Source organism: Paraburkholderia caffeinitolerans (assembly GCF_902859945.1).
GTDB lineage: Bacteria > Pseudomonadota > Gammaproteobacteria > Burkholderiales > Burkholderiaceae > Paraburkholderia > Paraburkholderia caffeinitolerans.
The window spans coordinates 202,377-225,872 of record NZ_CADIKL010000008.1 but is presented as its reverse complement, the minus strand read 5'-3'; the positions used below and the strand labels follow the sequence as shown (position 1 = coordinate 225,872).

Sequence of the window (23,496 nt, the reverse complement as noted above, 5' to 3'; positions counted from 1 at the left end):
TCTTATGCCAGGACGGTGCCACGGACTTCGCCGAGTCCGATGCGAACCGCGCCGGGACGTTCGCACCAACCACGCAGAATCAGCGTGTCGCCGTCCTCCAGGAAGGTCCGCTGCTCGCCGTTAGCCAGCACGACGGGCTTTTTGCCACCCTCGGTCAGTTCGAGTAGCGAGCCCGCTTCATTGGCGGCGGGTCCCGACAATGTACCGGAACCAAGCAGATCGCCAGACTGGAGATTGCAGCCGTTGACCGTGTGGTGGGTCAGCAACTGTGCCGCCGTCCAGTAGGCTGCGGTGCCGGCATTTCCCAGCGTCAAGCGTTCAGGTGGGAGGCCGGACTCGACCATGCGCTCTGTCAGGATCAACACTTCAAGCGTGATGTCGAACGCGCCCGCCTTACGATTAAAGCCGCCGTCCAGGTAAGGAAGCGGCTGCGGGTCGCCGTCGGGACGCGTCAGAGCCGCGCGGAAGGGGGCCAGTGCCTCGGTCGTGACCAACCACGGCGACACGGTTGTCGCGAAGTTCTTCGACAGGAAGGGGCCGAGCGGCTGGTACTCCCACGCCTGGATGTCTCGCGCGGACCAATCGTTGAGCAGTGTCACCCCGAACAGATGATCCTCCGCGTCTTCGATGGAGACGGGTTGCCCCAACGCGTTGCCGCCGCCGACGAAATACCCCAGTTCGAGTTCGTAGTCCAGTCGTCGGCTGGGACCGAAGGTCGGTTGCGCGGCGTCTGGCGCCTTGGTTTGTCCGCGCGGACGCCGGAACGTCTGACCACTCACGCGAATGGATGAGGACCGACCGTGATAACCAATGGGTACCCATTTGTAATTCGGCATCAGCGGCTGGTCGGGCCTGAACAGCTTGCCGACGGACGTGGCGTGGTGAATGCCGGTGTAAAAATCCGTGTAGTCTCCGATCCGGCAAGGCACTGCCATCTCCACCGCGTCTTGCGCGATGAGCCGCTTCGACCATGTCTGCTGTTGTGCGCTGCCCTTCGACAAGCCTCGGGAAATCTCACGGCGCAACCGCTGTCGCGCTGCTGTATCGAGCGCCATCAACGCGTTCATATCCGAGGTGTCGATTAGGTCGGCCCCTTGCAGATCCAGGATCTGGTTGCCAATTGCGACACCGATCCGAAAGTCTTCATCCACGCCAATAGGTCGATAGCGACCGAATGGAAGGTTCTGGATCGGGAAATCGCTTCCCGGCCGGTTTGCCTCTTCCACCCAACTTTTCAGGGCGGGGTCGTGCGTCTCATTGATCAACGACATGTGATTTTCTCCAATGTCCTAACTCAGGCCTGTGCGGGGTTGAAATGCTTCTTGAGGCCTTGCCAGCACCGGTAGTACTCGCCTTGCAACTGCGACGATTCGAGCGCGTAGCGCGTCGGCCGGATGACGGCGGGCGTTTCAAACATGAACGCCAGCGTGTTCGTGATGTGATCAGGCCGAGTCGTGTCCGCAGTGCTTGCCTTAGCGAAGGTTTCGGCATCCGGGCCATGGCCGCTCATGCAGTTGTGAAGGGACGCACCGCCTGGCGCGAAGCCTTCAGCCTTCGCGTCATACGCGCCATGAACGAGTCCCATGAACTCGCTCGCAAAATTGCGGTGGAACCATGGCGGACGAAAAGTGTTTTCCATCGACAACCAACGTGGCGGGAAAATGACAAAGTCGATTGAATCGACGCCGGGGGTGTCAGTAGGAGCTTGGAGCACCAGGAAAATCGAGGGGTCGGGGTGGTCGTAGCTGATCGAACCAATCGTGTTGAAGCGCCGTAGGTCGTACTTGTACGGCGCATAGTTTCCGTGCCACGCGACCACGTCAAGCGGAGAATGATCTATTCGGGCGCGCCAGAGATTGCCTTCGAACTTCGCGATCAGTTCGTAATCACCCTCCCGGTCTTCGTACGACGCGACGGGCGTCAGAAAATCACGCGGATTCGCCAGGCCGTTGGAGCCGATCACGCCAAGGTCCGGCAGCTTGAAGAGCGCGCCATAGTTCTCGCACACGTAGCCGCGTGCCTCGCCATCGGGCAGTTCCACCCGAAAACGCACGCCTCGCGGGATGACGACAATCTCCTGAGGCTCGACTTCTATCAGTCCCATTTCGGTTGCCACGCGCAGCCGTCCTTGCTGCGGTACGACGAGCAATTCGCCGTCGGCGTTGTAGAAGAAGCGATCGGTCATGGAGCAGTTGGCGGCATACAGGTGGATACCGCATCCTCGCCCTACATCGGGGGCACCGTTGCCCGCCATGGTTACAAGACCGGCTACGAAATCGGTCGGCGCATCGGGCATTGGGAGGGGATCCCAGCGCAACTGATCCGGTGGCGTCGGTACTTCGTCGAAGCGGCTCAGCAGGCGTGTGTTTTCGATACGCTCGAACGGCGAGTGCATGGCGGCTGGCCGGATCCGGTACAACCACGAGCGCCGATTGCTATGCCGCGGCGCCGTGAATGCAGTCCCGGAGAGTTGTTCTGCGTATAGGCCATAGGCCACGCGTTGCGGAGAGTTACGTCCCACGGGAAGCGCACCTGGCAGCGCCTCGGTGGCAAACTCATTGGCGAAGCCGGTTTGATAGTTGAGGGGCATTGTTTCGGGTTCCTGCGAAGGATATTGGATGCCAGAAAAAGCACGACGAAGTGGCTTTGTGGATCGGAACCCTACTGCTGCATTGATTCAGTCATTCCTTCACTTGCATCGTCGATTAAATTAAGTGCGACGGTCGGGTCGTCGATCTTGTCGATCGCAAGCATTGCGAACCGTGCAAGGAAGAGCAAAGTGTCAGGCTGGCCCAGTTCAGTCATGGTCTTGCACAGCCGGGTGTAAACGATGTCGAGGTCGCTGTCGGTCATGGCGTTCTCCTTTAACGGGTTAATCGTGATCACATTTGAAGGGCATGGTGGATGGCCGCCGCAACATTTGCAGCCGCTGCCGCATGCCAGCGTCCCAGTACATGACCGTCGGGGCGAACCAGGTATACGGTGCCGGGTCTGGCGCCGTACATGGCAAAGAGCCGACCCGTATGGTCCCAGTTGTGATCGCTTTTTGTCTCAGGGTGCAGATGCGAAGCGACAGGGATCAGCTTGAAAGGCAGCTTCTTTTCTTGAAGCGTTGCTTCGAGTTCGGCGAATTCCACCGGTATCCGTCCGTCTTCGCTGAAGTGCAAAGCGGTGAATCTCGGCGTGATCAAGTCTGTCAGATGAGCCGCCCTCGCGTTGCCCCTCTCGACGATGGTCAGCGAGCATTCGGTCAACACGGCCCCCGGCGCAGGACCAGCCTCAAACGCGCCCGACTGCGCTTCCGGCGTGTTGAGCGGCGACGCCGTATACGCGATGGCCGACGTTTGCCGCGGGTTGATCAGAGAGCGCACGCGTTCATGTTTGATCGCGAGGCCCAATACGGCTTTGCGCATCAACTCGAAGGCGAATGAGGGAGGCGCCATGAACTCAGTGCTCTTGGTACCGTAGCTGAGATTTTCGTGGGCGGCAAAAACACGCTCGTCTGAATAGCTGTCGAGCAGTCCTTCGGACGCAAGGCCACGGACCACGAACGCCAGTTTCCACGCGAGGTTGTCCGCGTCATCGATTCCTGAATTCGCGCCGCGCACCCCAAAAATCGGCACCAGATGGGCGGCATCGCCGCCAAACAGCACGCGTTCGTGACGATAGCTCTCCAGGGTCAAGGCATTGGCTTTGTAGATCGTGATCCAGATGGGTGCCCAGGCGCCGTGTTCGCCCATCATGTCCAACAGGCTTTGCACCCGTGGCATAACGTTTTCAGGCTTGACTGCCTGTTCGGCGTCCTCGCCGTCCCGCAATTGGTAATCGATGCGCCAGACATTGTCAGGCTGCTTGTGGACCAGCACCGTGGAACCCGGGTTGGACGATGGATCAAAGTAGGCAAGACGTTCGGTCGGCCGGTCGCTGTCGAGCTCGATATCGACGATGACGTAACGGCCCTCGTAGCTCGTGCCTTTGAGCTGTAAGCCCAATGCCTCTCGAATCGTGCTGCGGCCGCCATCGCAGGCGACAACCCAGTCCGTGTTGAGCGAATAGTCGCCTTCAGGAGTCGAGAGGCGAAGCGTGGCACCGTCCGCACGCGACTCGATGGCCGTCACTTTTGTCTGCCAACGGATGTCAATCAGCTCAGACTTCTGTTGCGCGGCGTCTAGGAGAAACTGCTCAATGTGATATTGCGCAAGGTTCACCATTGGCGGCAGTTTCTGGTTGTCGTCTTGCGGCATCGTGAAGTGCAGCACTTCGGTGTCGCGGTAGAAGCTGCGCCCACCGGCCCACGGCAGTCCGGTTTTCAGAAAGCCGTCCACTGCACCCAGGCGCTCGATGATTTCCAGGCTCCGACGAGAGATACAGATGGCCCGGCTTCCATAGCAAACGGAATCGTCGGCTTCGATCAATACGGAAGGCACGCCATGATTTGCGAGGCCGAGCGCCACTGCCAGTCCGACCGGGCCACCGCCGACGATCGTTACTGCGTGTCGCTTTGTCTCAATGCCGTTGTCAAGCTTCGGCACCTGGCCGGCGTACTTTTTTGCAGTGAAGGGATAAGTTTTGAATTCCATCGTTTGCTCCTTAACGAATTCTGATAAGCGGCGGGCAACGGGCCGTGCATTGGCTGCGCCTCGTTGTTGTCATCACGCCATGGTTGTAATTCCCCTGGTCGGGCAACCCGCACTAACATGCGTTGCTGGATAGTTCCGCGTCGCGGGAACGCCTGGACTGAACGGGCAGCACTGCCACCACGGCGGCGCCGATCACTAGCAATGCCGCTGCATAGAGCAAGCCGGCCGAGAAGCTATGAGTGAGATCCTTCAGCCATCCCACGACCAGTGGGTTCAGCGCCGACCCAATGTTGCCGGTCGCGTTGATCACTGCGATACCGATGGCACGAGCCCGGAAGCTCAACGCGTGATCAGGGGTTGTCCAGAAGATCGACATGGCGGTGTACGATCCCGCCGATGCGAGGCAGATGCCTGACATCTGAATCACCGGGTGGGTGGAGTAGGCGGTGCAAAGCCAGCCAGCAGCAGAAAACAGCATCGGCAACATCAGGTGCCATTTGCGTTCCTGTTTGCGATCGGAGCGCTTTCCCCACCAGATCATTGCAACGATGGTGCAAATTTGCGGGATCGCAGCCAGGAGGCCGACGGTGCGGTTGCTCGCGTCAGCGCTGAAGCTTTTGACGATCAGAGGCGTCCAGACAGCAACCATTGCGAGCGTGTTGACCAGACAGAAATAAGCGAGCGCGAATTTGATGACGGTCGGCGAGACGAGTTCACTAAGAAGGCTTCTTTCTTCAGTTTCCGACGTGCGTGGTAGGGACGCGGTTTTGTGCTCGGTCGCGAGCGCCTCCGATAGCGTGCGCTTTTCATCGGCGTTGAGCCAGGTTGCCTTCTCAGGGACATCGCACAGATAACCGAATACGATCAGGCCCAATATCGCCGAGGGCAGACCTTCCAGACAGAACAGCCATTGCCACCCTTTGAGCCCAAGCGTCCCATCCAGTGCCAGCACATATCCCGAGAGCGCGGAGCCGACTGCGGCCGTCACGGGCATCGCGATCATGAACAAGGCATTGGCCCTTGCGCGATACGCGTTCGGAAACCAGTAAGTCATGTAGAGCAGGATGCCCGGCAGAAAGCCGGCCTCCGTCACGCCGACCAGGATACGTAACAGGTAAAGCGTTCCCGGACTGGACGCAAACATGGTTGCTGTGGATGCCAGCCCCCAGGCGATCATGATGGTCCCGATCCATTTCCGCGCACCGATGCGGGCCAAAGCCATGTTGCTCGGAATGCCGAACGCGATATACGCGATATAGAACAACGTCGTGGCCAAGCCGAATTGGACTCCGGAAAGGCCGAGGTCCTTCATCATGGTAAGTCCGGCAAATCCGATATTGATCCGGTCCAGGAACGAGAAGAAGAACAGGATGAAGAGAAACCCGAGAAGGTGCCGAGATACCTTGGCGATGACATGCTGCTCTTGCAATGAGTCGCTCGGTCCGGCGCCGTTCGCCGGGCCGTCAGGAAGTGGACGGCGGTCAGCCAATGGGGTTGCATCCATATGGGTTGTCTCCAGAATCATTTCTATGTCAAGCGCCGCAGCACTCAATGCAATCGCGTCAGACTCGTCAGGGCGGCGAGGTATGGCGATGAGTGGAGTATGGGAGTGCCGCCCCAGCGGGCTGTCCTCAAAATGGGTACAACCTGAAGGGTGAGACGCGTTAGGACAAACCCTTAGCGCTACGCGAGTAGACGAGCGGGCGGCGTCGGAGTGGTGGTGCAGTGCGGAATCATTCCCGACCGGGAGCCAGGCACAAGGCAAACAACTGACGCTGGCTCGATATGCCGAGGCGGCGGAAGGCGCGCTTCTGATAGGTCACAACGCTGGAGGCCTTGACGCCCATCAGTTCACCGATGTCTTTCGCCGTACGGCCCTCCAGAACACCGCTCAGCACATCGAGTTCTCTCTTCGACAAATCCGGGCAGAACCCGCGGAGACGCGCCAGCATCACCTGAGGAATGCCGGTCTGAATCTGGCCGCACAGCGCGTAATGATGCTTGGCGGTTTGGGCGATGAGCGGTGCAAAGGCTTCGATCAGCGCGATTTCGCTCGGGTGAAAGTGTCCGCGCTTACGGTCGCGGTAGAGATTGACTGAGAGCCAGATGTCCTGCGAAGGCTGCAACAACAGGGAGAGTCGGCCCAAAACGTCAGGCTGGTGATAGCAAGCGGCTCGATAGCCCTCATGCGAGATATCCTCGATGGCTTGCTGGTGGAGCAGGACGGCCGTATCGAGTTTCTCGGGCCGGGCAGAAGAGATAATCGTCTGGTTGCCGTCCAGTGCGTAGAAAGTCTTGGCGTAGGTATCAGCCACATTGTGCAGGTATCGGCCGCCGCGGTGGTCCGCCACAGAGACCGTCCGGGGGCGATTGTTGAACTCGTAAGCAAATACGGTGCACTGTGAGATGCCTGCCGCATCCCCTAGTAACTTAAGGACTTCTGCGGCGAATGCGTTGGCATCGTCAGACCCAATGGCTGAAACCAGGCTCGTCGCCCGGGAAAGATCGAGGTGACCTGAGAGGGTGGGACGATCAAGCCGCCATGAACGCATGATTGCCTTCGGCGCGTGCCGCTAGGGTAATTTAAAGCGACATCTGCGGCAAACGATCGTTCGCTTTCTTTTCCATTGGAAGTCGCGGAGAAGATCGGAAGACGGCGCAGAGCGTTTGCCCAATATACTACTCGTCGCGTTCAATCGCAGTGACGTTGCCCGCGAATCTCGGATCCCTTAACTGAGCGGAGATTATGCCACCCGTTTGTTCTGGGCGGCGTACCAGTCCTGCTCGAATTGCATCGGGCTTCGCATGCCCTAGCCCTTAAGCAGGTCCTGGACGTCATGACTGCATACTGGCTCCCCCTGTCGCTATGGACGGTCAGGCCCGCTTCCGGCCGGCGGCGAAACCATGCCATACGTAGCGCGTCAGACACCAGTTCCGTGCGCATGTGTTGCTGCATCGACCCGCTCACCACCTGACGGCTGAACAGGTCGAGGATGACCGTCAGGTACAGCCAGCCTTCGTCAGTCCAGATGTCGGTGATGTCGGTACTCCAGGCCTGATCGGGGCGAGCAGGTGCGAAGTCGCGTTGCAGCAGGCTCGGCGCGGCCGGCAGATTGTGGTTACTGTCGGTGGTGGTCTTGAAGCGGCGTTTGGTCTTCGCCTTGATGCCGTGCAGCTTCATGAGCCACTGGACACGATCCTTGCTGACACGATTGCCCCGGACAAGTAGCTTCTTCCACACCCGCGGCCAGCCATACTCGCCTTTGGATTCAGCGTGCACGGCCTTGATGTGGACCGGCAGGGCGTCGTTGCTGATGCATCGGCGCGGACGCGCCATATCGACTTCCCGGGCCTTGCGGGCGTGGTAACCGCCGGGGCTGACACCCGGCACCTAGCAGGTCAGGGGAAATTTCAATCCAGACGTACTTCAATCCGACACCTTTGCGAAGTACGCGGTGGCTTTTTCCAATATGTCGCGCTCCATCTTCACGCGTGCCAACTCCGCGCGCAGCCAGGCAATCTCCATCTGTTCAGGAGAAACCTGCTTGCCTGCGCCACTCAGCTTGCCCGCGGTATCGGCCTTAACTCAATTGTGCAGCTGATGCCCAGTATCTTTGCCACCGCCGCCATGCTCTGGCCGCCGCGGACCATGCGCACGGCTTCTATCATGAATTCCTGTGGGTACCGTGCGCTCGGATTTCCCATCTTTCCTTCCTCCTTGCGCGTGCGTGGGTTGTGCACAAATTGTCAAAGCGCGATCAGAAGCGCGCTTACCGCCGCTTGGGCATTTCCAGCCAGCGCCAGCTATTCGCGCTGTGCCTGCCCACCGACGGTAACACCTAAGGGTTTTCCGTAGGCGTAGTGCTCCGCAGCTTGTACCCAAATTGGGGACAAGCGCAACCGCCGTGCCGTCCATACTCCGGCCATCGCCATGTGTCACCCCGTGACGCACCGAGCGATTGCATCAAATACTGCACTACAAATTGTCCAAGCCTAGGAGACAAAAATGCAGAACAGACGCGCTTATGCGCTTGCAGCAGTACCGGCGCTGATTGCGTTAGGAGGTTGTGGAGGTGGCGGATCGGACTCCCCGAGTGCCACGAATGCTGCTAGCGCGAATATTGCTATCGCTCCGGTCGTCCCATGTACGTCTTTGAACGGGAAGCAATTCGAGGACGTCACGGTGACTTCCGCTGCACCTGTGGCCGCATCGGGAACGTTGCCCGCGTATTGCAAGGTGACAGCGACGCAAAATGGCACTCAGCACGATATTCAAGTCCTTTTGCCGGACGCGTGGCAGGATCGTTACTATCAGCAAGGAGGCGGTGGCTTTGATGGTGCGATTCCGGATTTGACACCCGCAGTAGATCAAGGCGGAAATGACGGCTCAACGGCACTTCGATCTGGAGCAATGGTACTGGGAAACAATGGTGGACACCGTGATTCCACCGGAGCTGACTTTCTGAATAATCCGACTGTCGTCGAACTGTATTCCCATACCGCAATAGTCATCGCGCGCGATTTCGGCGACGCGGTCGCACAAAGCTACTATGGAAAAACTCCGAAGTACGCATACTACGATGGCTGTTCCAACGGCGGACGAGGCGCCTTGAATGCTGCCGCAAAATATGGCGACAAGTTCAATGCTGTGATTGCGGGCGCGCCGACAATCAATCTCGAAGGGCAGGTGTCCCAGTGGACACGTGCTGCTGCGCTGTCGCTTCCCTCTCCGGACAAACTGAAGCAGATCGCCAGCGCGGCGATCGCCAAGTGTGACGCGCTCGACGGTGTCTCCGACGGCATCATTAGCAATTGGCAGAAGTGCAACTTCGACCCCACGGCTGACGTTCCCGCTTCCGTGCAACTCACGAGTAGTGAAGCCGCCGCCGTTAAGGCACTGATGACGGACCTCAAGTTGTCGAACGGCACCGTTATCTACTCCGGATACAGCTTCGGCGACATGTCGTCATGGGGCCCATGGTATGCCGGGCTTGGGCTCGGTTTCATGAAGAACATCGTTCTCAACAATCCTGCCTGGGACGTTTCAACGTTCAACGTGGATCAGTATTTCCCCACGATTTCGAGCGTCCTCCAAACTAACTACCATTTTGATGCCGAGATAAACGGTCTGGTGCAGTTCATGGCTGCCGGAAAGAAAATCGTCATCTGGCACGGATCTGACGACGCTCTGCTTTCTCTCAAAGATACGATCAGAACGTGGCAGGGAGTTGCCAATGCGGCTGGAGCCTCACTGACTCAGGACAATTCAAGAATGTACATCGCTGCCGGCGTCAACCACTGTGGCCAAGGACCGGGCGCTGACACCTTTGATCTTTTCACGCCAACCATGAATTGGGTCGAGAAAGGAACAGCCCCGGCGGTGCCAATCGCATCGAAACTGACGACGGATCAGACGAAAACCCTGCTCACGCGGCCGCTTTGCACGTACCCACAATATCCCCAATACAAGGGATCAGGAGATGTCAACGACGCCGAGAACTTCACTTGCGTGTCGCCTACGTAGATGGTCGTGAGCCAGCTGCTCTGAGCGTGTGTTCTATAGGCGGCTGGCTATGATAAGCAAGGCTCCACTCATTTTATTCGCGCCGGTGCGCGTCCTGCGAATTCGTGAGTCGATAAGCCCGGCATCGCCGGGCTTGAGAAAGTGAGCAAGCACCTTCCAGCGCGCTGCTCGCAGGAACAGTCTGGTCCGTGGCCACGGAGTAATGCCGACTCGCTGGCTGATTGAAGCAGTTGACCGATGGCCGGCCCGCAGGGCTCAATGGGCGAGCGACCGCTCTACATTAGGAAGGGACGTAAGACCGGCCGAGTGTCGAACGGCCGAAGGGGGGGCGAACAGAGCCCGTTCCTGGAAGTCCGCGAAGAACCTGATTAAAACTGTCTGAGGCGCGCACCTCGCGAAGCGCACGCCACATTAACGCCCCAGCCCGTCCCTCATCAACACCGCCCCTCACGCAACGGCCTTTCCCATTCAGGCCGCCCATTGGCGCGCGCCAGATCCGCGGCTGCGTCCCAGTCGTACTCCACCGCATGAAACTCGACGCCCCAGCCTGACTTCGTGCGCGTGACCGTCGCATAGCGCGCGTGCGGCGAACCCGTTTCGATGCGATGCGGCCACGGCATGTCATCGTCATAAGCCTGAAGCCCCACGCTGCCAGGATTTACCACGAGCCGTCCATCGCCGAGCATCGCGCTGCGCGGCATATGCGTATGTCCGCACAGAATCAGGCGTTCGGCGCCATCACCCGCGCGGCGCTCGACTTCCTCCTGGGTGGCGGCGCGGCATCCCGCTTCAGTCACGGTTTCGAGAAAATAGTCGAGATCGTTGTCGGGCGTGGCGTGGACCATGAGCACGTCGTCGGCGATGCGCAATGTTGCCGGCAGCCGCGCGATCCAGTCGAGCTGATCGGCGCGCAGCGCCGCGCGCGCGAAGCGGTCGGACTGCCTCATGCGCTCGACGTCGTCGGCCAGCAATTGGCGCTCGTGATTGCCGCGGATGGTGGGCAGGTCGAGCGCCATCAGCTGGTCGGCCGTTTCGGCGGGCAAGAGCGATCCGGACACGATGTCGCCGAGATTGACGATCAGGTCCGCGCCCTGTGAGCGGAGGTGGTGCAGTACGGCGTCGAGCGCGGCGAGATTGCCGTGAATGTCCGAGATTGCGGCGATTTTCATGACATCGCAATGAGTGGGAGGATGTGCCCATTCTCGACGATGCCAGCGCGCATGTGCAATGTTTTGTATCGCCCATTCGCCCGGATACATTGGGATACATGCCGCCGCACGCGCTGCGCTATAAAGTATCCATCGCTATCGACGCAACGGGGAGAATGCTCCATGAATGCCGAAACGCTGCACGGATCGTGTCATTGCGGGGCCGTGCGCTTCGAGGTCCGCACTGCGCTCACGCCTGCTTCGCGCTGCAATTGCAGCCTGTGCCGCCGCAAGGGCGCGCTGATGTCGCCGCTGTTCGCCGCGAGCGAGCTGACCGTCGTGAGCGGCGCAGACGCCCTCACGCTCTATCAGTTCAATACGCGCGTGGCGAAGCACTACTTTTGCAAGCACTGCGGCATCTATCCGTTTCATCAGACCCGCAAGGACCCCGCGCTATGGCGCGTGAACCTCGGTTGTCTCGACGGCGTGGATCCCTATGCGCTGGAAGCCGGCCTGAACGACGGCGCCAGTCTTTCCGTGGTGGAAGACGCATGAAACGAATCTTCGCGGTGCTCGCGCTGCTGGCGGGCGGGCTGGCAACCGAGGCAATGCATCCGCTGTCGTGCTCGCTCGCGACGCTCACGCACCGAGGGAAGCTCGTGCCCAATGGCCGTCGCAAGGCGGCACCGCGCGGCGTATGATCGGCGCATGGAAAAGACCGATCACATTCTGATCGTCGACGACGATCGCGGCATTCGCGAGCTGATTGCCGAGTACCTGGAAAAGAACGGCATGCGCGTGTCGCTCGCCGCGAACGGGCGCGAAATGCGCGCGGCGCTCGAGAACGGCGCGCCCGACCTCATCGTGCTCGATCTCATGATGCCCGGCGAAGACGGTCTCGTGCTGTGCCGCGACTTGCGCGCGAGCCGCTTTCGCGCGGTGCCGGTACTCATGCTCACGGCGCGCGGCGAGGAAACCGACCGCATCGTCGGCCTCGAAATGGGCGCCGACGATTACCTCGCTAAACCGTTCGCCGTGCGCGAACTGCTCGCGCGCATCCGCTCGGTGCTGCGCCGCACGCGCATGCTGCCGCCTGGCATGGAGGTGAGCGAGACGGCGTCGATGCTCGGTTTCGGCGAATGGCGGCTCGATACCACGGCGCGCCATCTGCTCGACGAGGAAGGCACGCTGGTCGCGCTATCCGGCGCGGAGTACCGGCTGCTGCGCGTGTTTCTCGACAACCCGCAGCGCGTGCTGACGCGCGATCAACTGCTGAACCTCACGCAAGGGCGCCAGGCCGATGCGTTCGACCGCTCGATCGATCTGCTCGTGAGCCGCTTGCGGCAGCGTTTGCGCGACGGTGCGCGCGAGCCTCGCTACATCAAGACGCTGCGCAACGAGGGCTATGTGTTCTCGTCGGCCGTGAACGCGATCGAAGGGCCGCAATGAGCACCGCGAGTCACGATGCGCAGCGCGACGTGTCCGCTGCCGCGGCGTCGCGCCGCCCGCTGTTGCACTGGCCGCGCACGCTGTTCGCGCGGCTCGCGCTAATACTCTGCGTGGGTCTCGCGCTGGCACAGACGCTGTCGGTTTGGCTCACGCTCACCGAGCGCGACGCATCCACGGCCAATATGATGATGGATTACGTCGAGCGCGAAGTGGCCAGCTCGGTGGCCTTGCTCGACAATCTGCCGCCCGCGCAGCGCATCGCCTGGTTGCCGAAGCTCGCGCGGCGCAGCTATACCTTCGTGCTCGGCCCGGGCATATCCGGCGTCGCGCCCGACGCGCAGCTTTCGCGGCGCTACGAATCGGCTATCGAGAAGGGCATCGGCAAGCATTTCGCGCTTACGGTTAATGCGATTCCAGGCGAGCGCGAGCATCTGCAAGTGCATTTGCGGCTGACCGACGGCTCGCCGCTCACCATCGACGTGCGCCCGCAACCGGCGCTGCCGCTTTCGCGCTGGCTGCCGCTCGTGCTGATTCTGCAACTCGTGGTACTGGCCGTGTGCTGCTGGCTCGCAGTGCGCATCGCGACGCGTCCGCTCGATGCGCTCGCGCGTGCCGCCGACGCGCTTGGCCCCGACCTCAAGGCCGAGCATCTGGACGAGGGCGGCCCTGCCGAAGTCGCGCGCGCGGCGCGCGCCTTCAACGCGATGCAGGCGCGCATCGCGGGCTATATGACCGAGCGCATGCAGATTCTCGCGTCCATTTCGCACGACCTGCAAACGCCGATCACGCGCATGCGCCTGCGCGTGGACACCATGGACGACGACGTCCAGGGCGCGAAGCTCAGGCAGGACCTCCAGGAGATGGAGCAGCTCGTGAAAGAGGGCGTAGCCTACGCGCGCACGTTGCATGGGACCGCTGAAGCGCCGGTGCGCGTGGACCTCGATGCGCTGCTCGACAGCCTCGTATGCGATTACGCCGATGCCGGCAGCGACGTGCGCTACGAGACGCGCGCACCGCTCGCGATGGTCACGCGTGCGCAGGCGCTCAAGCGCATCGTCGGAAATTTCGTCGACAACGCGCTGAAATTCGCGGGCGCAGCGGAGATTGCATTGAGCAAGGGGCCGGGCGACGCGCAGGTCACGATCGCAGTGCTCGACCGTGGGCCGGGCATTCCTGAGGCCTCGCTGGAAGCGGTGTTCGAACCGTTCCACCGGCTCGAGACTTCGCGCAATCGCGGTACGGGCGGCACCGGGCTGGGTCTTGCGATAGCGCGTCAACTGGCCAGTGCAATGGGCGCGCGGCTTTCGCTGCACAACCGCCCGGGCGGCGGGCTGGAAGCGCGGCTCGTTTTGAATGATGAGCGCATGGGTGCCACTGCCAACCAGTAGGACAGCCAGGTGCTTGAACGGAATCATTGACGCATTTTCGACGCCACCAGATTGCGCGGAATTCATTTTTGAGTTTCGAAGCACAAACTTGAGGAGGTATCGATGGCGAAGGATTCCAGCACTGGAAAGGATCGCAAGGCCGAGAAGAAAAACAAGTCCGTAGACGCCGCGAAACCGCAGCGGATGAGCGAGAAGGCGTACAGGAAAGAGCTGGACCGCCTCAGCGTCGAATGGGTCAAGCTGCAAGAGTGGGCCGCGGCAACGGGCGCGAGAATTTGCGTGCTGTTCGAGGGGCGGGACGGCGCGGGCAAGGACGGCACGATCAAGGCCATCATGCAGCGCGTGAATTCTCGCGTGTTTCGCGTGGTCGCGCTGCCCGCGCCCAGCGAGCGCGAGAAGTCGCAAATGTACACTGTCCGCCCGTGGAAATCAGATTCCATGGATGTCTACTTTATTCCAGCATCCAGTGTTGCAGCACTGACGAATTGCACGCCTTCGTCGTCGGGACAATAAGGGGGGCACACATGCGATCCTGCTTGCGCGACAGGATCGATGCGCTCGCGTTGAAGCGATGCATGCTCGAGTCTTGCCAGTACTGTCACGTCAGCGCGTCACCTGTTTTGCGTTCTTCCGCACCGTTGCTTGCGCTACCGTCTGAGCCGCCACCCGCGGCGACATCATCTTGCGTCCGCGATGGCGCACTTCCTTGCTGAATTCCAGACAGGTCTGCGTCATCAGATCGGGCGAGCGGTACACCATGAAGACTTGATAGTCCGGCAGTTCGTCGCGAATCGGCAGGGGCTTGAGCGCATCGGGGTTCAGCACGAGCGGTCCGGAGCGGCCGTAGAACACGAAATCGGACCATACGCTGATGAGGTCCGTGCACGTGGCCAGTTGCAGTCCGAGCAGGTTCGAACTGCTCTGCACGACGTTGCGCGGCATCTCCAGCCGGTGCAGGCGCATCAGGCTCGCGAGCGGGCTGCCCGGGTCGTCGAGTGGGTCGAGCGTGAGCCACTCCGCATCGACTAGCGAACGAATGCGCGTCGCGCGCGCGAGCGGATGCCCGGTCCGCGCGGCCACCAGCATGCCCACCGAAAAAAGCGGCTCCCATTGAAATGCGCTGGTGCCGGGGCCGCTGTTCGTCGAGATGAGCGCCAGATCGAGATGACCTTCGCGCAGGCCTTCGAGAATCTGCTGCGGGCGCATCTCGTAGGCGCGAATGGCGACGGCGGGAAAGCGCGCGCGAAAAGCGGCGATGGCCTCCGGCAAAGGCCCGCTCGAAGCGACCGCCGAGAAGCCGATATTGAGTTGCGCCTCGGCGTGGCCGCGCATCGATTCGATGTCTTCGAGCGCGTGCCGCAATTCATGCTCGACCACGCTCGCGCGCTTGACGAGTGCGCGCCCGTAATTCGTGAGGCTTACCCCGCGCACCGAACGCGAAATGAGCGTCACGCCGAGTTCGCGTTCCAGTTCGGCAATCGCCTTGGAAAGCGCGGGCTGCGAGACGTGCAGGCTGCGCGATGCCTCATGCATGCTGCCGTGCTGAGCGAGCGCGAGCAGTACGCGCAGTTGGTGCAGTTTCATTCGATGAATGCCTCCAGTGCTTCGCATGACCGGCGGGGCGCATGCCCGCGAGCGTCGGTATTTGTCCCGATGTCCGCTGACCGATGGTTATGACGGTGATTCTATCTGGTTATCACGATGAAAATTTCTCACTTTCTTCGAAAGTGAAACGTGCCTGAATATCGACCCGTACCCGTTGGGTCCGCCCAGGCGGCACGACGAATCCCACGAACGCAACGTTCAACCCCGCCTGCGGAGATCCGCCATGAATGACGCCACGCTCGCCATCGCGAGCGCCGCCGCTCCCGCCCACGCACCCGCGCGCCAGAGCCAGTTCCGCCTGATTGCCGCGTGCTCGATCGGCAATGCGCTAGAAATTTACGACTTCACGGTCTACAGCTTTTTCGCGCTGCTGATTGGCCGGCTGTTCTTTCCCTCAGAAAGTCCATTTGGCTCGCTGTTGCTCGCGGTGGCCACCTTTGGCATCGGCTTCGTGATGCGTCCGCTCGGAGGCCTCGTGATCGGCAGCTATGCCGACCGGCGCGGGCGCAAGTCGGCCATGACGCTCACCATCGCGCTGATGGTGGCGGGCACCCTGTGCATCGCGCTGGCGCCCACCTATGCACAAGCGGGCGTGTACGGCTCGCTCGTGTTGCTCGCGGGACGTTTGCTGCAAGGTTTTTCGCTTGGCGGCGAGGTTGGCGCGGCCACCTCGATGCTGATGGAGTCGGGCTCGGTGGGGCAGCGCGGTTTTCGCGTGAGCTGGCAGTTGGGCAGCCAGGGTATCTCCGCACTGCTTGGCGCATTCACGGGCGCCGTGCTTTACGCAACGCTTACGCCCCATGCGCTCGAAAGCTGGGGCTGGCGCGTGCCGTTTCTCATCGGCCTCGCGATCGCGCCGGTGGGGCTCTATATCCGCGCGAAGCTCGACGAAACGCACGAGGCCGCGCCCGATGCGCCCAGCCCGCTCGGCACGCTCATGCGCGAACACGGCGGCAAGGTGCTCCAGGGCATTCTCTCTGTTACGTCGGGGACGGTCGGCATGTATCTCGTGGTGTTCTTCATGCCCACCTACATGATTCGCGTGCTGAAGATGCCGCCTTCGCTTTCGCTGCTGTCGGGCTGCGCCACGGGCGTCACCATGCTCGTCGCCTCGCTCGTTTCGGGACGGCTCGCAGATCGGCTCGCACGCCGCAAGCCGCTCGTGATGGGCGCGATCGCCTTCAACCTCGTCGCGGTGGTGCCCGCATTCTGGCTCATGACGCGTTTTCCCAGCGTGCCGCTGGTGCTGGCGCTTTCGGTGCTGCTGACGGCAGCCGCGAACCTCGGCTCGACGCCCATGCTGCTCGTGCTCATGGAATTGCTGCCGGCCGGGGTGCGCGCAAGCGGCCTCTCGGTGATCTACAGCGTGGGCGTGACGGTGTTCGGCGGCAGTTCGCAGTTTGTCGTTACCTGGCTCATTGCGAAGACCGGCAACCCGCTCGCGCCGGCGCTCTACATGGTTGCCTGCGGGCTCGTCACGCTGCTCGCGGTCTGGAGCATTCGCGAGCACCGCGCTGATTAACGATTGATGCTTCGATTCCGTCGAACCTCTGGAACACTACAAGGACCTTGTTCATATGAAGCGCGAACCCACGCTCACGCCGTTTCAACTGCTGCCCACGCTGCTGCCCGAGATTGAAATCGACGCGGAAACGTTCATTGATATCCGCAGGCAGATTCATTCGCAGCCCGAACTGGGATTCGAGGTGGGCGCCACCGCGAAACTCGTGGCCATGTTGCTCGAGAAGTGGGGCTACGAGGTTCACACGGGTATCGGGCGCAGCGGCGTGGTGGGGCAACTGAAGGTGGGCGACGGCAAGCGGCGCCTGGGCATACGCGCCGACATGGATGCGCTGCCCATCGTCGAGAACACCGGCCTGCCGTATGCGAGCCAGAACGCGGGCAAGATGCACGCATGCGGTCACGACGGCCACACCGCCATTCTGCTCGCGGCGGCCAAAACGCTCGCGCAGCGGCGCGACTTCAACGGCACGCTCAACCTCATCTTCCAGCCCGACGAAGAGAACCTGTGCGGCGCGAAGGCGATGATCGACGACGGGCTGTTCGAGCGCTTTCCGTGCGATGCCGTCTACGCGCTGCACAACATGCCGGGCGTGCCGGCCGGCACGTTCCGCGTGCTCCCGGGCCCAGTGAGTCTTTCGTCCGATGTGGCCGACGTCACGCTCAAGGGCGTGGGCGGCCACGGGGCCATGCCGCATCGCGTGAAGGATCCTGTCGTGGCGGCTGCCGCGTTGATCACGGCGTTGCAGACGATTGTTGCGCGCAACGTCGCGCCCGACGACACCGCCGTGGTTTCGGTGGGCTTCATCAAGGGCGGCGCGACGCACAACGTGATACCGGAAACGGTGACGCTGGGCATCAACGTTCGCGCGGCGCGCCCCGAGACGCGCGAGCTGGTGGAGCAGCGCGTGCGCGAGATCGTGGCGGCCACGGCGCAGGCGCACGGCGTTCAGGCGCAGATCGACTACCGGCAACTGACTCCGCCGATGGTCAACACGCCCGAAGAAACGTTGCTTGCACAACAGGTTTGCGCGGAGCTGGTGGGTGAAGAGGATGTTGTCGTGCAGGCGCCCAAGGGCCTGAACGGCAGCGAGGACTTTGCGTGGATGCTCAATGCGGTGCCGGGCTGCTATCTGCTGCTCGGCAATGGCGAGGGCGAATTCGGCGGCTGCATGGTGCACAACCCTGGCTACGACTTCAACGACCAGGTGCTGCCGCTTGGCGCGGCGGCATGGGTGCGGCTCACGCAGCGCTATCTTGCAGGATGAAAACGTTGCGCTGACAAGTGGCTTTCATGGTGGCATGAAAGCCACTCGTGCGTGGCGGCACAGCAGTGCGCTTAAGCTTCCCTTCAGCCAGGCTTGGCTAACATCGTGGAGCCTCTGCGCTCTGAAGTGAGTCTTGCCATGAAGCCGCTGCCGTCTGCACCGTTTTTTGCACGATTGCGTGCAGATCTGTTCGTCATCGCCTTGGTGACGATGTTCATTCAAGCTGCCGTGTTCGTCGCGATGGTGGTGCTGCGCGTGCCGGAGATCTCGTTTGCGACACCGGAGTTTCGTCTGGGCGTAGTCGGAATCGCGATTGCAACGGTGTTCGCGGTGCGCTGGATCGAACGGCGCGCGGCGCACGACGCGATCGAAACGCATTCGCCGTGGTGAATCGTCATAGCAAAGCCATATTGCAGCGATTCGAATTAAATCGCGCTATGGGCGATAGTCGCCATCACCCGCTCGCCGTTGTCGATGAGCTTGTCGACGATGCTGCGGCCCACGCCGTAGCCTCCCATCAACGCTTCCGCTTCCGATGCAAACGGCCGCCCCGCCACGCGGTCGATGCGTAGCGAAGCGTACGGCATGGTTTCATCCGAGGAAATCAGGAGCAAGGCGACGTGGTCGAGCGCGGCGACGCCTTTGCGTGTGTGGCAGACGGTTTCGACGCTCACGTGGAGCGTGTGGCCGCGATATTGATACGTGCGTTTCATGCGTGAAGCCCGGGGCGCTAGCAGTGTGCTGCGTATTGTGGAGCCGGGCATTATGCGGGTGCGAAACTTAGGAAACACTTAACAACACCGGCGCAACGCGCGCCCTCATGATGCGGGTACGCGCTGCGTCAGCCAGGCAAGGCCGGGCGAGATCAGGCCGCCGCGCTGCTGGTGGCTGCGGAGATAACCGGGCCGCCGGGCGGCTGGCCGGTCTGCTGGCGCGAGCGGCCCGAGCTCAGATAGGCGGCAATCGAGTCCTGGGTGATTTCGCCGATCCATGCGCCGTCACCGTCTAGCACCGGCATCCACGACGCGCTGAACTGGTACATCTTCGAGAGCACGATGCGCAGGTTGTCGTCCACCGAGACGCTGGCCGGGAACGGCGTCACGCGATCGCCGCAGGCCCCGTCGCCGCCGCGCGCCGCGCGCCGTGTCACGTAGCCGAGCGCATGGCCCGCATCGTCGAGCACGGTCAGATAGCGGCAATCGGTTTCGTCCATCACAGTGAAGGCGTGCGTGAGCGGCGTGTCCACGCGCGCCGTTTCGGGCTGCGTGGCGGCGTCGCCGGCCCTCACGAGCAACAGGCGCTTGAGCGTGCTGTCCTGGCCCACGAACTGCGCGACGAATTCATCGCGCGGGCGTGCGAGCAGCGTGTCGGGGTGATCGTATTGCACGAGTTGGCCGCGCCGGAACACGGCGATGCGGTCGCCCAGCTTGATGGCTTCGTCGATGTCGTGGCTCACCATGATCACGGTCTTCTTCAACTGCCGCTGCATCTGGAAGAACTCGTTCTGAATGGCTTCGCGGTTGATCGGATCGACCGCGCCGAACGGCTCGTCCATGAGCAGCACGGGCGGGTCGGCGGCCAGCGCGCGAATCACGCCCACGCGCTGCTGCTGGCCGCCCGAAAGCTCGCGCGGGTAGCGCTTCAGATACTGCTTCGGATCGAGCGCGACCATCGACATGAGTTCCCGTGCGCGCTCGGCGCAGCGCTTCTTGTCCCAGCCGAGCAGGCGCGGCACCACCGTGATGTTTTCCTCGATGGTCATGTTCGGGAACAGGCCGATCTGCTGGATCACATAGCCGATATGGCGGCGCAGATCGACTTCGTTGAGGCCCGAGGTGTCCTCGCCGCTGATGAGCACGCGGCCCGAGGTGGGCGCGATGAGCCGGTTGATCATCTTGAGCGTGGTGGTCTTGCCGCAGCCCGAGGGGCCGAGGAACACGCAGATTTCACCTTCGGCCACCGAAAGGCTCACTGAGTCGACGGCGCGCACGGGCTGGCCGTCCTTCTGGGTGAAGGTCTTGGTCAGTTTGTCGAGTTCGATCATGTCTTCTGTACTCCTTTCGGTGTCAACGCGCGCTGCAGCAATTGCAGGAACAGGTCGGCGACGATCGCGAGCACGCTCACGAGCACCGCGCCCACCAATAGCTTCATCATGCTGCTCTGGCCGATGGCGCGCAAAATCAGCGAGCCGAGACCGCCCGCGCCAATCACGGCGGCAATCGTCATCACGCCAATGTTCATCACGACCGCGGTGCGCACGCCCGCGAGAATAACGGGAACCGCGAGCGGCAGGTCCACGAGGCGCAGGCGCTGCCACGAGGTCATGCCGATGCCGGTGCCGGCTTCCTTGATGCCGGCCTCCACGTTGCGCAGCGCGAGGTAGGTGTTGCGCATGATCGGCAGCAGCGAATAGAGAAACACCGCCGTGATCGCGGGCACGGCGCCGATGCCTTGTCCGAAGCGCGAAAAGAACGGAATCATGAGGCCGAACAGCGCGATCGAAGGTAGTGTGAGCACGATGGTGGCGAGGCCGAGCAGCGGGCCCGCGAGCCATTCGTGACGATTGATCAGGATGCCTAGCGGAACGCCCGCGATGATCGCGCAACCCACCGCGATGCTCACCAGCCAGATGTGCTGCAAGGTGAGTTGCAGCAGCTCGGGCCAGCTAGAAGAGAGATAGTCGAATACGCTCATGAAATCTCCTTCAAGGCAGCGCGTGCGTGCGCAGGAACGCGTCGGCCACTTCGCGCGGCGACTTGCCGTCGAGGTCGACCGCCTTGTTCATGTCCTGCATCACGTCGTTGTTGATCGCCGCCGAAAGCGCGTTGAGTTGCACCGCGAGTTTCGGATTGCGCTTGAGCGCCTCCTTGCGCACCACGGGCGTGGCGTTGTAGGGCGGGAAGAAGTGCTTGTCGTCGTCGAGCGGCACGATGCCGAAGCCCTTCACGCGGCCATCGGTCGTGTAGACGAGGCCGATCTTCAACTGGTTGGTGTGCAGCGCCGTGTAGACGAGTCCCGGGTCCATCTGCTTCATCTGCGAGCGCTTGAAATGCATGTCGTAGGTTTCGAGCAGCGGCTTGAGGCCGTCGGGGCGGTTCGCGAATTCCGCATCCATGCCGAACACGATGTGCTTCGCGTCGGGGCTGGTCTTCAGATAGTCGGCGAGCTGCGAAACCGTTTTGATGCCGGTGGCCTGCACGAACGGGCTAGGCAGTCCGATTGCGTAGGTGTCGTTGAGCGGCGAGGCGTCGAGCCAGACGAGCCCGCGCGGCACGTCGAGCGCCTTCACGCGCTGGTACATTTCTTCGGGCGAAAGCTTTTCGGTGAGCTTGTCGTAGACGAGCGCCGCCGTGCCGGTGTAATCCCATGCGAGATCGAACTGGCCGTTCTCCAGCGCGCTGCGCATGAGCGTGCTGCCGAGCCCGGAGCGGACCTCCACTTCATAGCCGCGCGAGCGCAGGTACTGCGCCGTGACTTCCGCGAGCACGTACTGCTCGGTGAAATTTTTCGCGCCCAGCACGAGCTTGGCGGCGAACGCCGAAGAGCTTGCCGCCACGCATAGCGTGCCCACCGCGCACAGGCGCGCAATCGATCGAATCGTACTGCGAAACATGGGAAAGCCTGAGAACAAGGTGCTCATGCTGCACCTCCACGGCGCGCCTGCCATTGGCGGCTTCCGGCCGCGACGGCGCCGTCCAGCACGAGCGCGAGCACCGCGGTGAGCGAGGCTCCCAGCAGCAGCAACGGTTGATCGTTGAGGTAGATGCCTGGGAAGATCAGCGAGCCGAGACTGTCGGCGCCAATCAGATAGGCGAGCGGCGCAGTGCCCACGTTGATCGCGAGCGCGGTGCGCACGCCGCCCACGATGATGGGCAGCGCTTTGGGCAATTCCACGCGGGTAAGCGACTGCCAGCCGGTCATGCCGATACCCTTGGCGGCTTCGCGCAGCGCGGCAGGAACGTTCTTCACGCCTTCGTAGGTGTTGCGCGTGATGGGCAGCAGTGAGGCCAGAAACAGCGCGATGATGGCGGGCAGGTCGCCGATGCCGAAAATGCCGAGCGCGATGGCAAGCACGGCAAGCGACGGAATCGTGTTGCCGATGTTGAAGATCTGCATGAAGCGTTCGGCCTGGCGCTGAAAGCGCGGCCGGCTGAGCAGCACGCCCGCAGGCACGCCAACGATGATGGCGAGCGCCATGGAATAGCCGACGAGCAGCAAATGCTGGCACGCGTAATAGGCGAGGTCGCCGGCATGGCTGGCGAACGTCTCAGCGCCGATGCCACGGGCGAGCGCCCAAGCGATGACGGCAATGGCTATCAGGCTGCCCAGCAACTGGACAGTGCGTCGAGTCATGAAGATACGCCCCCTCAATCTCGGTGCGGCGCGCGTGAGCGAAACAATGCGCGTGCGCCGCGAAGACGCCAATTGGCGCCGCGATGGAAGTTCGTGATCCCGGCGTGGCCGCGATTGAACTGACGGAAACAGTCCTTGCTGGCCGCAATAACAGGCGGTCAGCAGTCGAATGAACGCGCCGATGCGTTCGTCTGATTGTCATGTTCAGCCCAGCAGCGCAATAACACCGTAACGCGCGCGCTGAGGGCAGGGCACCGTCCTGCAGGGACGGCATGGATGCGGAGGGCAGAGCCCCAGACCGCTGAGGCCGGTGGCCCCCTTGATATGGCGAAACGGATGCGTGCGCAACGAATTCGTTGTTGCCGCTGTTGCGTTACCGCAGTTACATCACCGCAGTTACATCACGTTACGCAAGAAGTCGTACTTTTTGTGACAGGAAGGCGAGTATAGGCCAATCGATTAAATGCGTCTACCTTCGGGAAATCTCAGTATGATTCGCATCGCCACGAATGGCCGCTGAAAATGCGGGGAATGTGTCATATCGGGTAAATGATCTGGATGCCGAAATAAATGAGGCAGGTATCATTTCCCGATTGGAATTTCGTCGCGGCAGTGGGAATAAATGTAATTGCGCATGCGCGAGTGCAGCGGGAAAAAGCG

At 61.7% G+C, this 23,496-nt stretch carries 22 protein-coding genes and 1 pseudogene; 9 read left to right on the top strand and 14 right to left on the bottom strand.

The genetic code is table 11. The annotated features are described in order from the left end of the window. Positions 1-2: 2 nt before the first annotated feature. The 7 genes from fahA to HV773_RS37500 all read right to left on the bottom strand — a co-directional run bounded on the left by fahA (position 3) and on the right by HV773_RS37500 (position 7,917). The gene (fahA, locus tag HV773_RS10855) at positions 3-1,271 is read right to left on the bottom strand and encodes a fumarylacetoacetase (protein ID WP_175195201.1); all 1,269 of its coding nucleotides are present in this window, start codon (positions 1,269-1,271) and stop codon (positions 3-5) included. 23 nt (positions 1,272-1,294) lie between these two features. Then, positions 1,295-2,590 (bottom strand): homogentisate 1,2-dioxygenase, encoded by a 1,296-nt coding sequence (gene hmgA / locus HV773_RS10850; protein ID WP_175195199.1) that lies wholly within the window; start codon positions 2,588-2,590, stop codon positions 1,295-1,297. Positions 2,591-2,661: 71 nt separating this feature from the next. Next, the gene (locus HV773_RS10845) at positions 2,662-2,853 is read right to left on the bottom strand and encodes a hypothetical protein (protein ID WP_175195197.1); all 192 of its coding nucleotides are present in this window, start codon (positions 2,851-2,853) and stop codon (positions 2,662-2,664) included. A 29-nt stretch (positions 2,854-2,882) separates the two neighbouring features. After that, entirely contained in the window at positions 2,883-4,580 is a 1,698-nt protein-coding gene (locus HV773_RS10840; protein ID WP_175195195.1) for an FAD-dependent oxidoreductase, read from the bottom strand. Between the two features lie 112 nt (positions 4,581-4,692). Then, positions 4,693-6,084, bottom strand: coding sequence for an MFS transporter (locus tag HV773_RS10835; protein ID WP_175195193.1), 1,392 nt, complete (start codon positions 6,082-6,084; stop codon positions 4,693-4,695). Positions 6,085-6,313: 229 nt separating this feature from the next. Next, the gene (locus HV773_RS10830) at positions 6,314-7,132 is read right to left on the bottom strand and encodes a helix-turn-helix transcriptional regulator (RefSeq protein ID WP_175195191.1); all 819 of its coding nucleotides are present in this window, start codon (positions 7,130-7,132) and stop codon (positions 6,314-6,316) included. Between the two features lie 140 nt (positions 7,133-7,272). Beyond that, on the bottom strand, positions 7,273-7,917 hold the full coding sequence (locus tag HV773_RS37500; protein WP_377731350.1) for an IS3 family transposase: 645 nt from the start codon (positions 7,915-7,917) through the stop codon (positions 7,273-7,275). An 846-nt stretch (positions 7,918-8,763) separates the two neighbouring features. Between HV773_RS37500 and HV773_RS10820 the strand changes: the two genes are divergently transcribed. Then, positions 8,764-10,104, top strand: a complete 1,341-nt coding sequence (locus HV773_RS10820) for a tannase/feruloyl esterase family alpha/beta hydrolase (protein WP_175195189.1) — start codon at positions 8,764-8,766, stop codon at positions 10,102-10,104. Positions 10,105-10,538: 434 nt separating this feature from the next. On the opposite strand, the gene HV773_RS10815 is transcribed toward HV773_RS10820, so the two are convergent. Continuing rightward, positions 10,539-11,273 carry a metallophosphoesterase family protein gene (locus tag HV773_RS10815; protein ID WP_175195187.1) on the bottom strand — a complete coding sequence of 245 codons (735 nt, stop codon included), beginning with the start codon at positions 11,271-11,273 and terminating at the stop codon, positions 10,539-10,541. Positions 11,274-11,435: 162 nt separating this feature from the next. On the opposite strand from HV773_RS10815, the gene HV773_RS10810 reads away from it, so the two are divergent. The 5 genes and pseudogenes from HV773_RS10810 to HV773_RS36815 all read left to right on the top strand — a co-directional run. Beyond that, entirely contained in the window at positions 11,436-11,807 is a 372-nt protein-coding gene (locus tag HV773_RS10810; protein ID WP_175195185.1) for a GFA family protein, read from the top strand. After that, positions 11,804-11,953, top strand: coding sequence for a hypothetical protein (locus HV773_RS10805; RefSeq protein WP_175195183.1), 150 nt, complete (start codon positions 11,804-11,806; stop codon positions 11,951-11,953). The genes HV773_RS10810 and HV773_RS10805 overlap by 4 nt, the downstream gene beginning before the upstream one ends. Positions 11,954-11,960: 7 nt before the next feature. Then, entirely contained in the window at positions 11,961-12,701 is a 741-nt protein-coding gene (locus tag HV773_RS10800; protein ID WP_175195181.1) for a response regulator, read from the top strand. Further along, positions 12,698-14,089 carry a sensor histidine kinase gene (locus tag HV773_RS10795; protein WP_175195179.1) on the top strand — a complete coding sequence of 464 codons (1,392 nt, stop codon included), beginning with the start codon at positions 12,698-12,700 and terminating at the stop codon, positions 14,087-14,089. The genes HV773_RS10800 and HV773_RS10795 overlap by 4 nt, the downstream gene beginning before the upstream one ends. Positions 14,090-14,272: 183 nt before the next feature. Beyond that, a pseudogene (locus HV773_RS36815) lies at positions 14,273-14,509 on the top strand (polyphosphate kinase 2); the annotation flags it as partial. Positions 14,510-14,692: 183 nt separating this feature from the next. Here HV773_RS36815 and HV773_RS10785 read toward each other — a convergent pair. Then, positions 14,693-15,673 carry a LysR family transcriptional regulator gene (locus HV773_RS10785; RefSeq protein ID WP_175195175.1) on the bottom strand — a complete coding sequence of 327 codons (981 nt, stop codon included), beginning with the start codon at positions 15,671-15,673 and terminating at the stop codon, positions 14,693-14,695. Positions 15,674-15,917: 244 nt separating this feature from the next. Between HV773_RS10785 and HV773_RS10780 the strand changes: the two genes are divergently transcribed. From HV773_RS10780 to HV773_RS10770, 3 genes are all read left to right on the top strand, one after another. After that, the gene (locus HV773_RS10780) at positions 15,918-17,216 is read left to right on the top strand and encodes an MFS transporter (protein ID WP_175195173.1); all 1,299 of its coding nucleotides are present in this window, start codon (positions 15,918-15,920) and stop codon (positions 17,214-17,216) included. Between the two features lie 55 nt (positions 17,217-17,271). After that, positions 17,272-18,483 carry a M20 aminoacylase family protein gene (locus HV773_RS10775; protein WP_175195171.1) on the top strand — a complete coding sequence of 404 codons (1,212 nt, stop codon included), beginning with the start codon at positions 17,272-17,274 and terminating at the stop codon, positions 18,481-18,483. Between the two features lie 210 nt (positions 18,484-18,693). Further along, positions 18,694-18,873: a hypothetical protein gene (locus HV773_RS10770; RefSeq protein ID WP_217481907.1), complete on the top strand. Its 180-nt coding sequence runs from the start codon at positions 18,694-18,696 to the stop codon at positions 18,871-18,873. A gap of 35 nt (positions 18,874-18,908) precedes the next feature. Here the strand turns inward: HV773_RS10770 and HV773_RS10765 are convergent, their stop codons facing one another. The 5 genes from HV773_RS10765 to HV773_RS10745 all read right to left on the bottom strand — a co-directional run bounded on the left by HV773_RS10765 (position 18,909) and on the right by HV773_RS10745 (position 22,836). Then, the gene (locus tag HV773_RS10765; protein WP_175195168.1) at positions 18,909-19,196 is read right to left on the bottom strand and encodes a hypothetical protein; all 288 of its coding nucleotides are present in this window, start codon (positions 19,194-19,196) and stop codon (positions 18,909-18,911) included. Positions 19,197-19,348: 152 nt separating this feature from the next. Beyond that, positions 19,349-20,527: an osmoprotectant ABC transporter ATP-binding protein OsmV gene (locus HV773_RS10760; protein ID WP_175195166.1), complete on the bottom strand. Its 1,179-nt coding sequence runs from the start codon at positions 20,525-20,527 to the stop codon at positions 19,349-19,351. Further along, positions 20,524-21,177, bottom strand: coding sequence for an ABC transporter permease (locus HV773_RS10755; protein WP_175195164.1), 654 nt, complete (start codon positions 21,175-21,177; stop codon positions 20,524-20,526). The genes HV773_RS10760 and HV773_RS10755 overlap by 4 nt, the downstream gene beginning before the upstream one ends. 10 nt (positions 21,178-21,187) lie before the next feature. Further along, positions 21,188-22,123 carry a glycine betaine ABC transporter substrate-binding protein gene (locus HV773_RS10750; RefSeq protein WP_246282266.1) on the bottom strand — a complete coding sequence of 312 codons (936 nt, stop codon included), beginning with the start codon at positions 22,121-22,123 and terminating at the stop codon, positions 21,188-21,190. Next, positions 22,120-22,836 (bottom strand): ABC transporter permease, encoded by a 717-nt coding sequence (locus HV773_RS10745; protein WP_175195160.1) that lies wholly within the window; start codon positions 22,834-22,836, stop codon positions 22,120-22,122. Before HV773_RS10745 ends, HV773_RS10750 begins: the two co-directional genes overlap by 4 nt. Between the last annotated feature and the right edge of the window lie 660 nt (positions 22,837-23,496).

Excerpts from the sequence above, each read along its gene's own strand:
- HV773_RS10805 (WP_175195183.1), top strand. The coding sequence starts at position 11,804 with ATGAAACGAATCTTCGCGGTGCTCGCGCTGCTGGCGGGCGGGCTGGCA.
- HV773_RS10785 (WP_175195175.1), bottom strand. The coding sequence starts at position 15,673 with ATGAAACTGCACCAACTGCGCGTACTGCTCGCGCTCGCTCAGCACGGC.
- HV773_RS10815 (WP_175195187.1), bottom strand. The coding sequence starts at position 11,273 with ATGAAAATCGCCGCAATCTCGGACATTCACGGCAATCTCGCCGCGCTC.
- HV773_RS10795 (WP_175195179.1), top strand. The coding sequence starts at position 12,698 with ATGAGCACCGCGAGTCACGATGCGCAGCGCGACGTGTCCGCTGCCGCG.
- HV773_RS10835 (WP_175195193.1), bottom strand. The coding sequence starts at position 6,084 with ATGGATGCAACCCCATTGGCTGACCGCCGTCCACTTCCTGACGGCCCG.
- HV773_RS10810 (WP_175195185.1), top strand. The coding sequence starts at position 11,436 with ATGAATGCCGAAACGCTGCACGGATCGTGTCATTGCGGGGCCGTGCGC.
- HV773_RS10770 (WP_217481907.1), top strand. The coding sequence starts at position 18,694 with ATGTTCATTCAAGCTGCCGTGTTCGTCGCGATGGTGGTGCTGCGCGTG.
- HV773_RS37500 (WP_377731350.1), bottom strand. The coding sequence starts at position 7,917 with ATGGCGCGTCCGCGCCGATGCATCAGCAACGACGCCCTGCCGGTCCAC.
- fahA (WP_175195201.1), bottom strand. The coding sequence starts at position 1,271 with ATGTCGTTGATCAATGAGACGCACGACCCCGCCCTGAAAAGTTGGGTG.
- HV773_RS10830 (WP_175195191.1), bottom strand. The coding sequence starts at position 7,132 with ATGCGTTCATGGCGGCTTGATCGTCCCACCCTCTCAGGTCACCTCGAT.
- HV773_RS10800 (WP_175195181.1), top strand. The coding sequence starts at position 11,961 with ATGGAAAAGACCGATCACATTCTGATCGTCGACGACGATCGCGGCATT.
- HV773_RS10750 (WP_246282266.1), bottom strand. The coding sequence starts at position 22,123 with ATGAGCACCTTGTTCTCAGGCTTTCCCATGTTTCGCAGTACGATTCGA.
- HV773_RS10760 (WP_175195166.1), bottom strand. The coding sequence starts at position 20,527 with ATGATCGAACTCGACAAACTGACCAAGACCTTCACCCAGAAGGACGGC.
- HV773_RS10755 (WP_175195164.1), bottom strand. The coding sequence starts at position 21,177 with ATGAGCGTATTCGACTATCTCTCTTCTAGCTGGCCCGAGCTGCTGCAA.
- hmgA (WP_175195199.1), bottom strand. The coding sequence starts at position 2,590 with ATGCCCCTCAACTATCAAACCGGCTTCGCCAATGAGTTTGCCACCGAG.
- HV773_RS10765 (WP_175195168.1), bottom strand. The coding sequence starts at position 19,196 with ATGAAACGCACGTATCAATATCGCGGCCACACGCTCCACGTGAGCGTC.
- HV773_RS10775 (WP_175195171.1), top strand. The coding sequence starts at position 17,272 with ATGAAGCGCGAACCCACGCTCACGCCGTTTCAACTGCTGCCCACGCTG.
- HV773_RS10745 (WP_175195160.1), bottom strand. The coding sequence starts at position 22,836 with ATGACTCGACGCACTGTCCAGTTGCTGGGCAGCCTGATAGCCATTGCC.
- HV773_RS10840 (WP_175195195.1), bottom strand. The coding sequence starts at position 4,580 with ATGGAATTCAAAACTTATCCCTTCACTGCAAAAAAGTACGCCGGCCAG.
- HV773_RS10845 (WP_175195197.1), bottom strand. The coding sequence starts at position 2,853 with ATGACCGACAGCGACCTCGACATCGTTTACACCCGGCTGTGCAAGACC.
- HV773_RS10780 (WP_175195173.1), top strand. The coding sequence starts at position 15,918 with ATGAATGACGCCACGCTCGCCATCGCGAGCGCCGCCGCTCCCGCCCAC.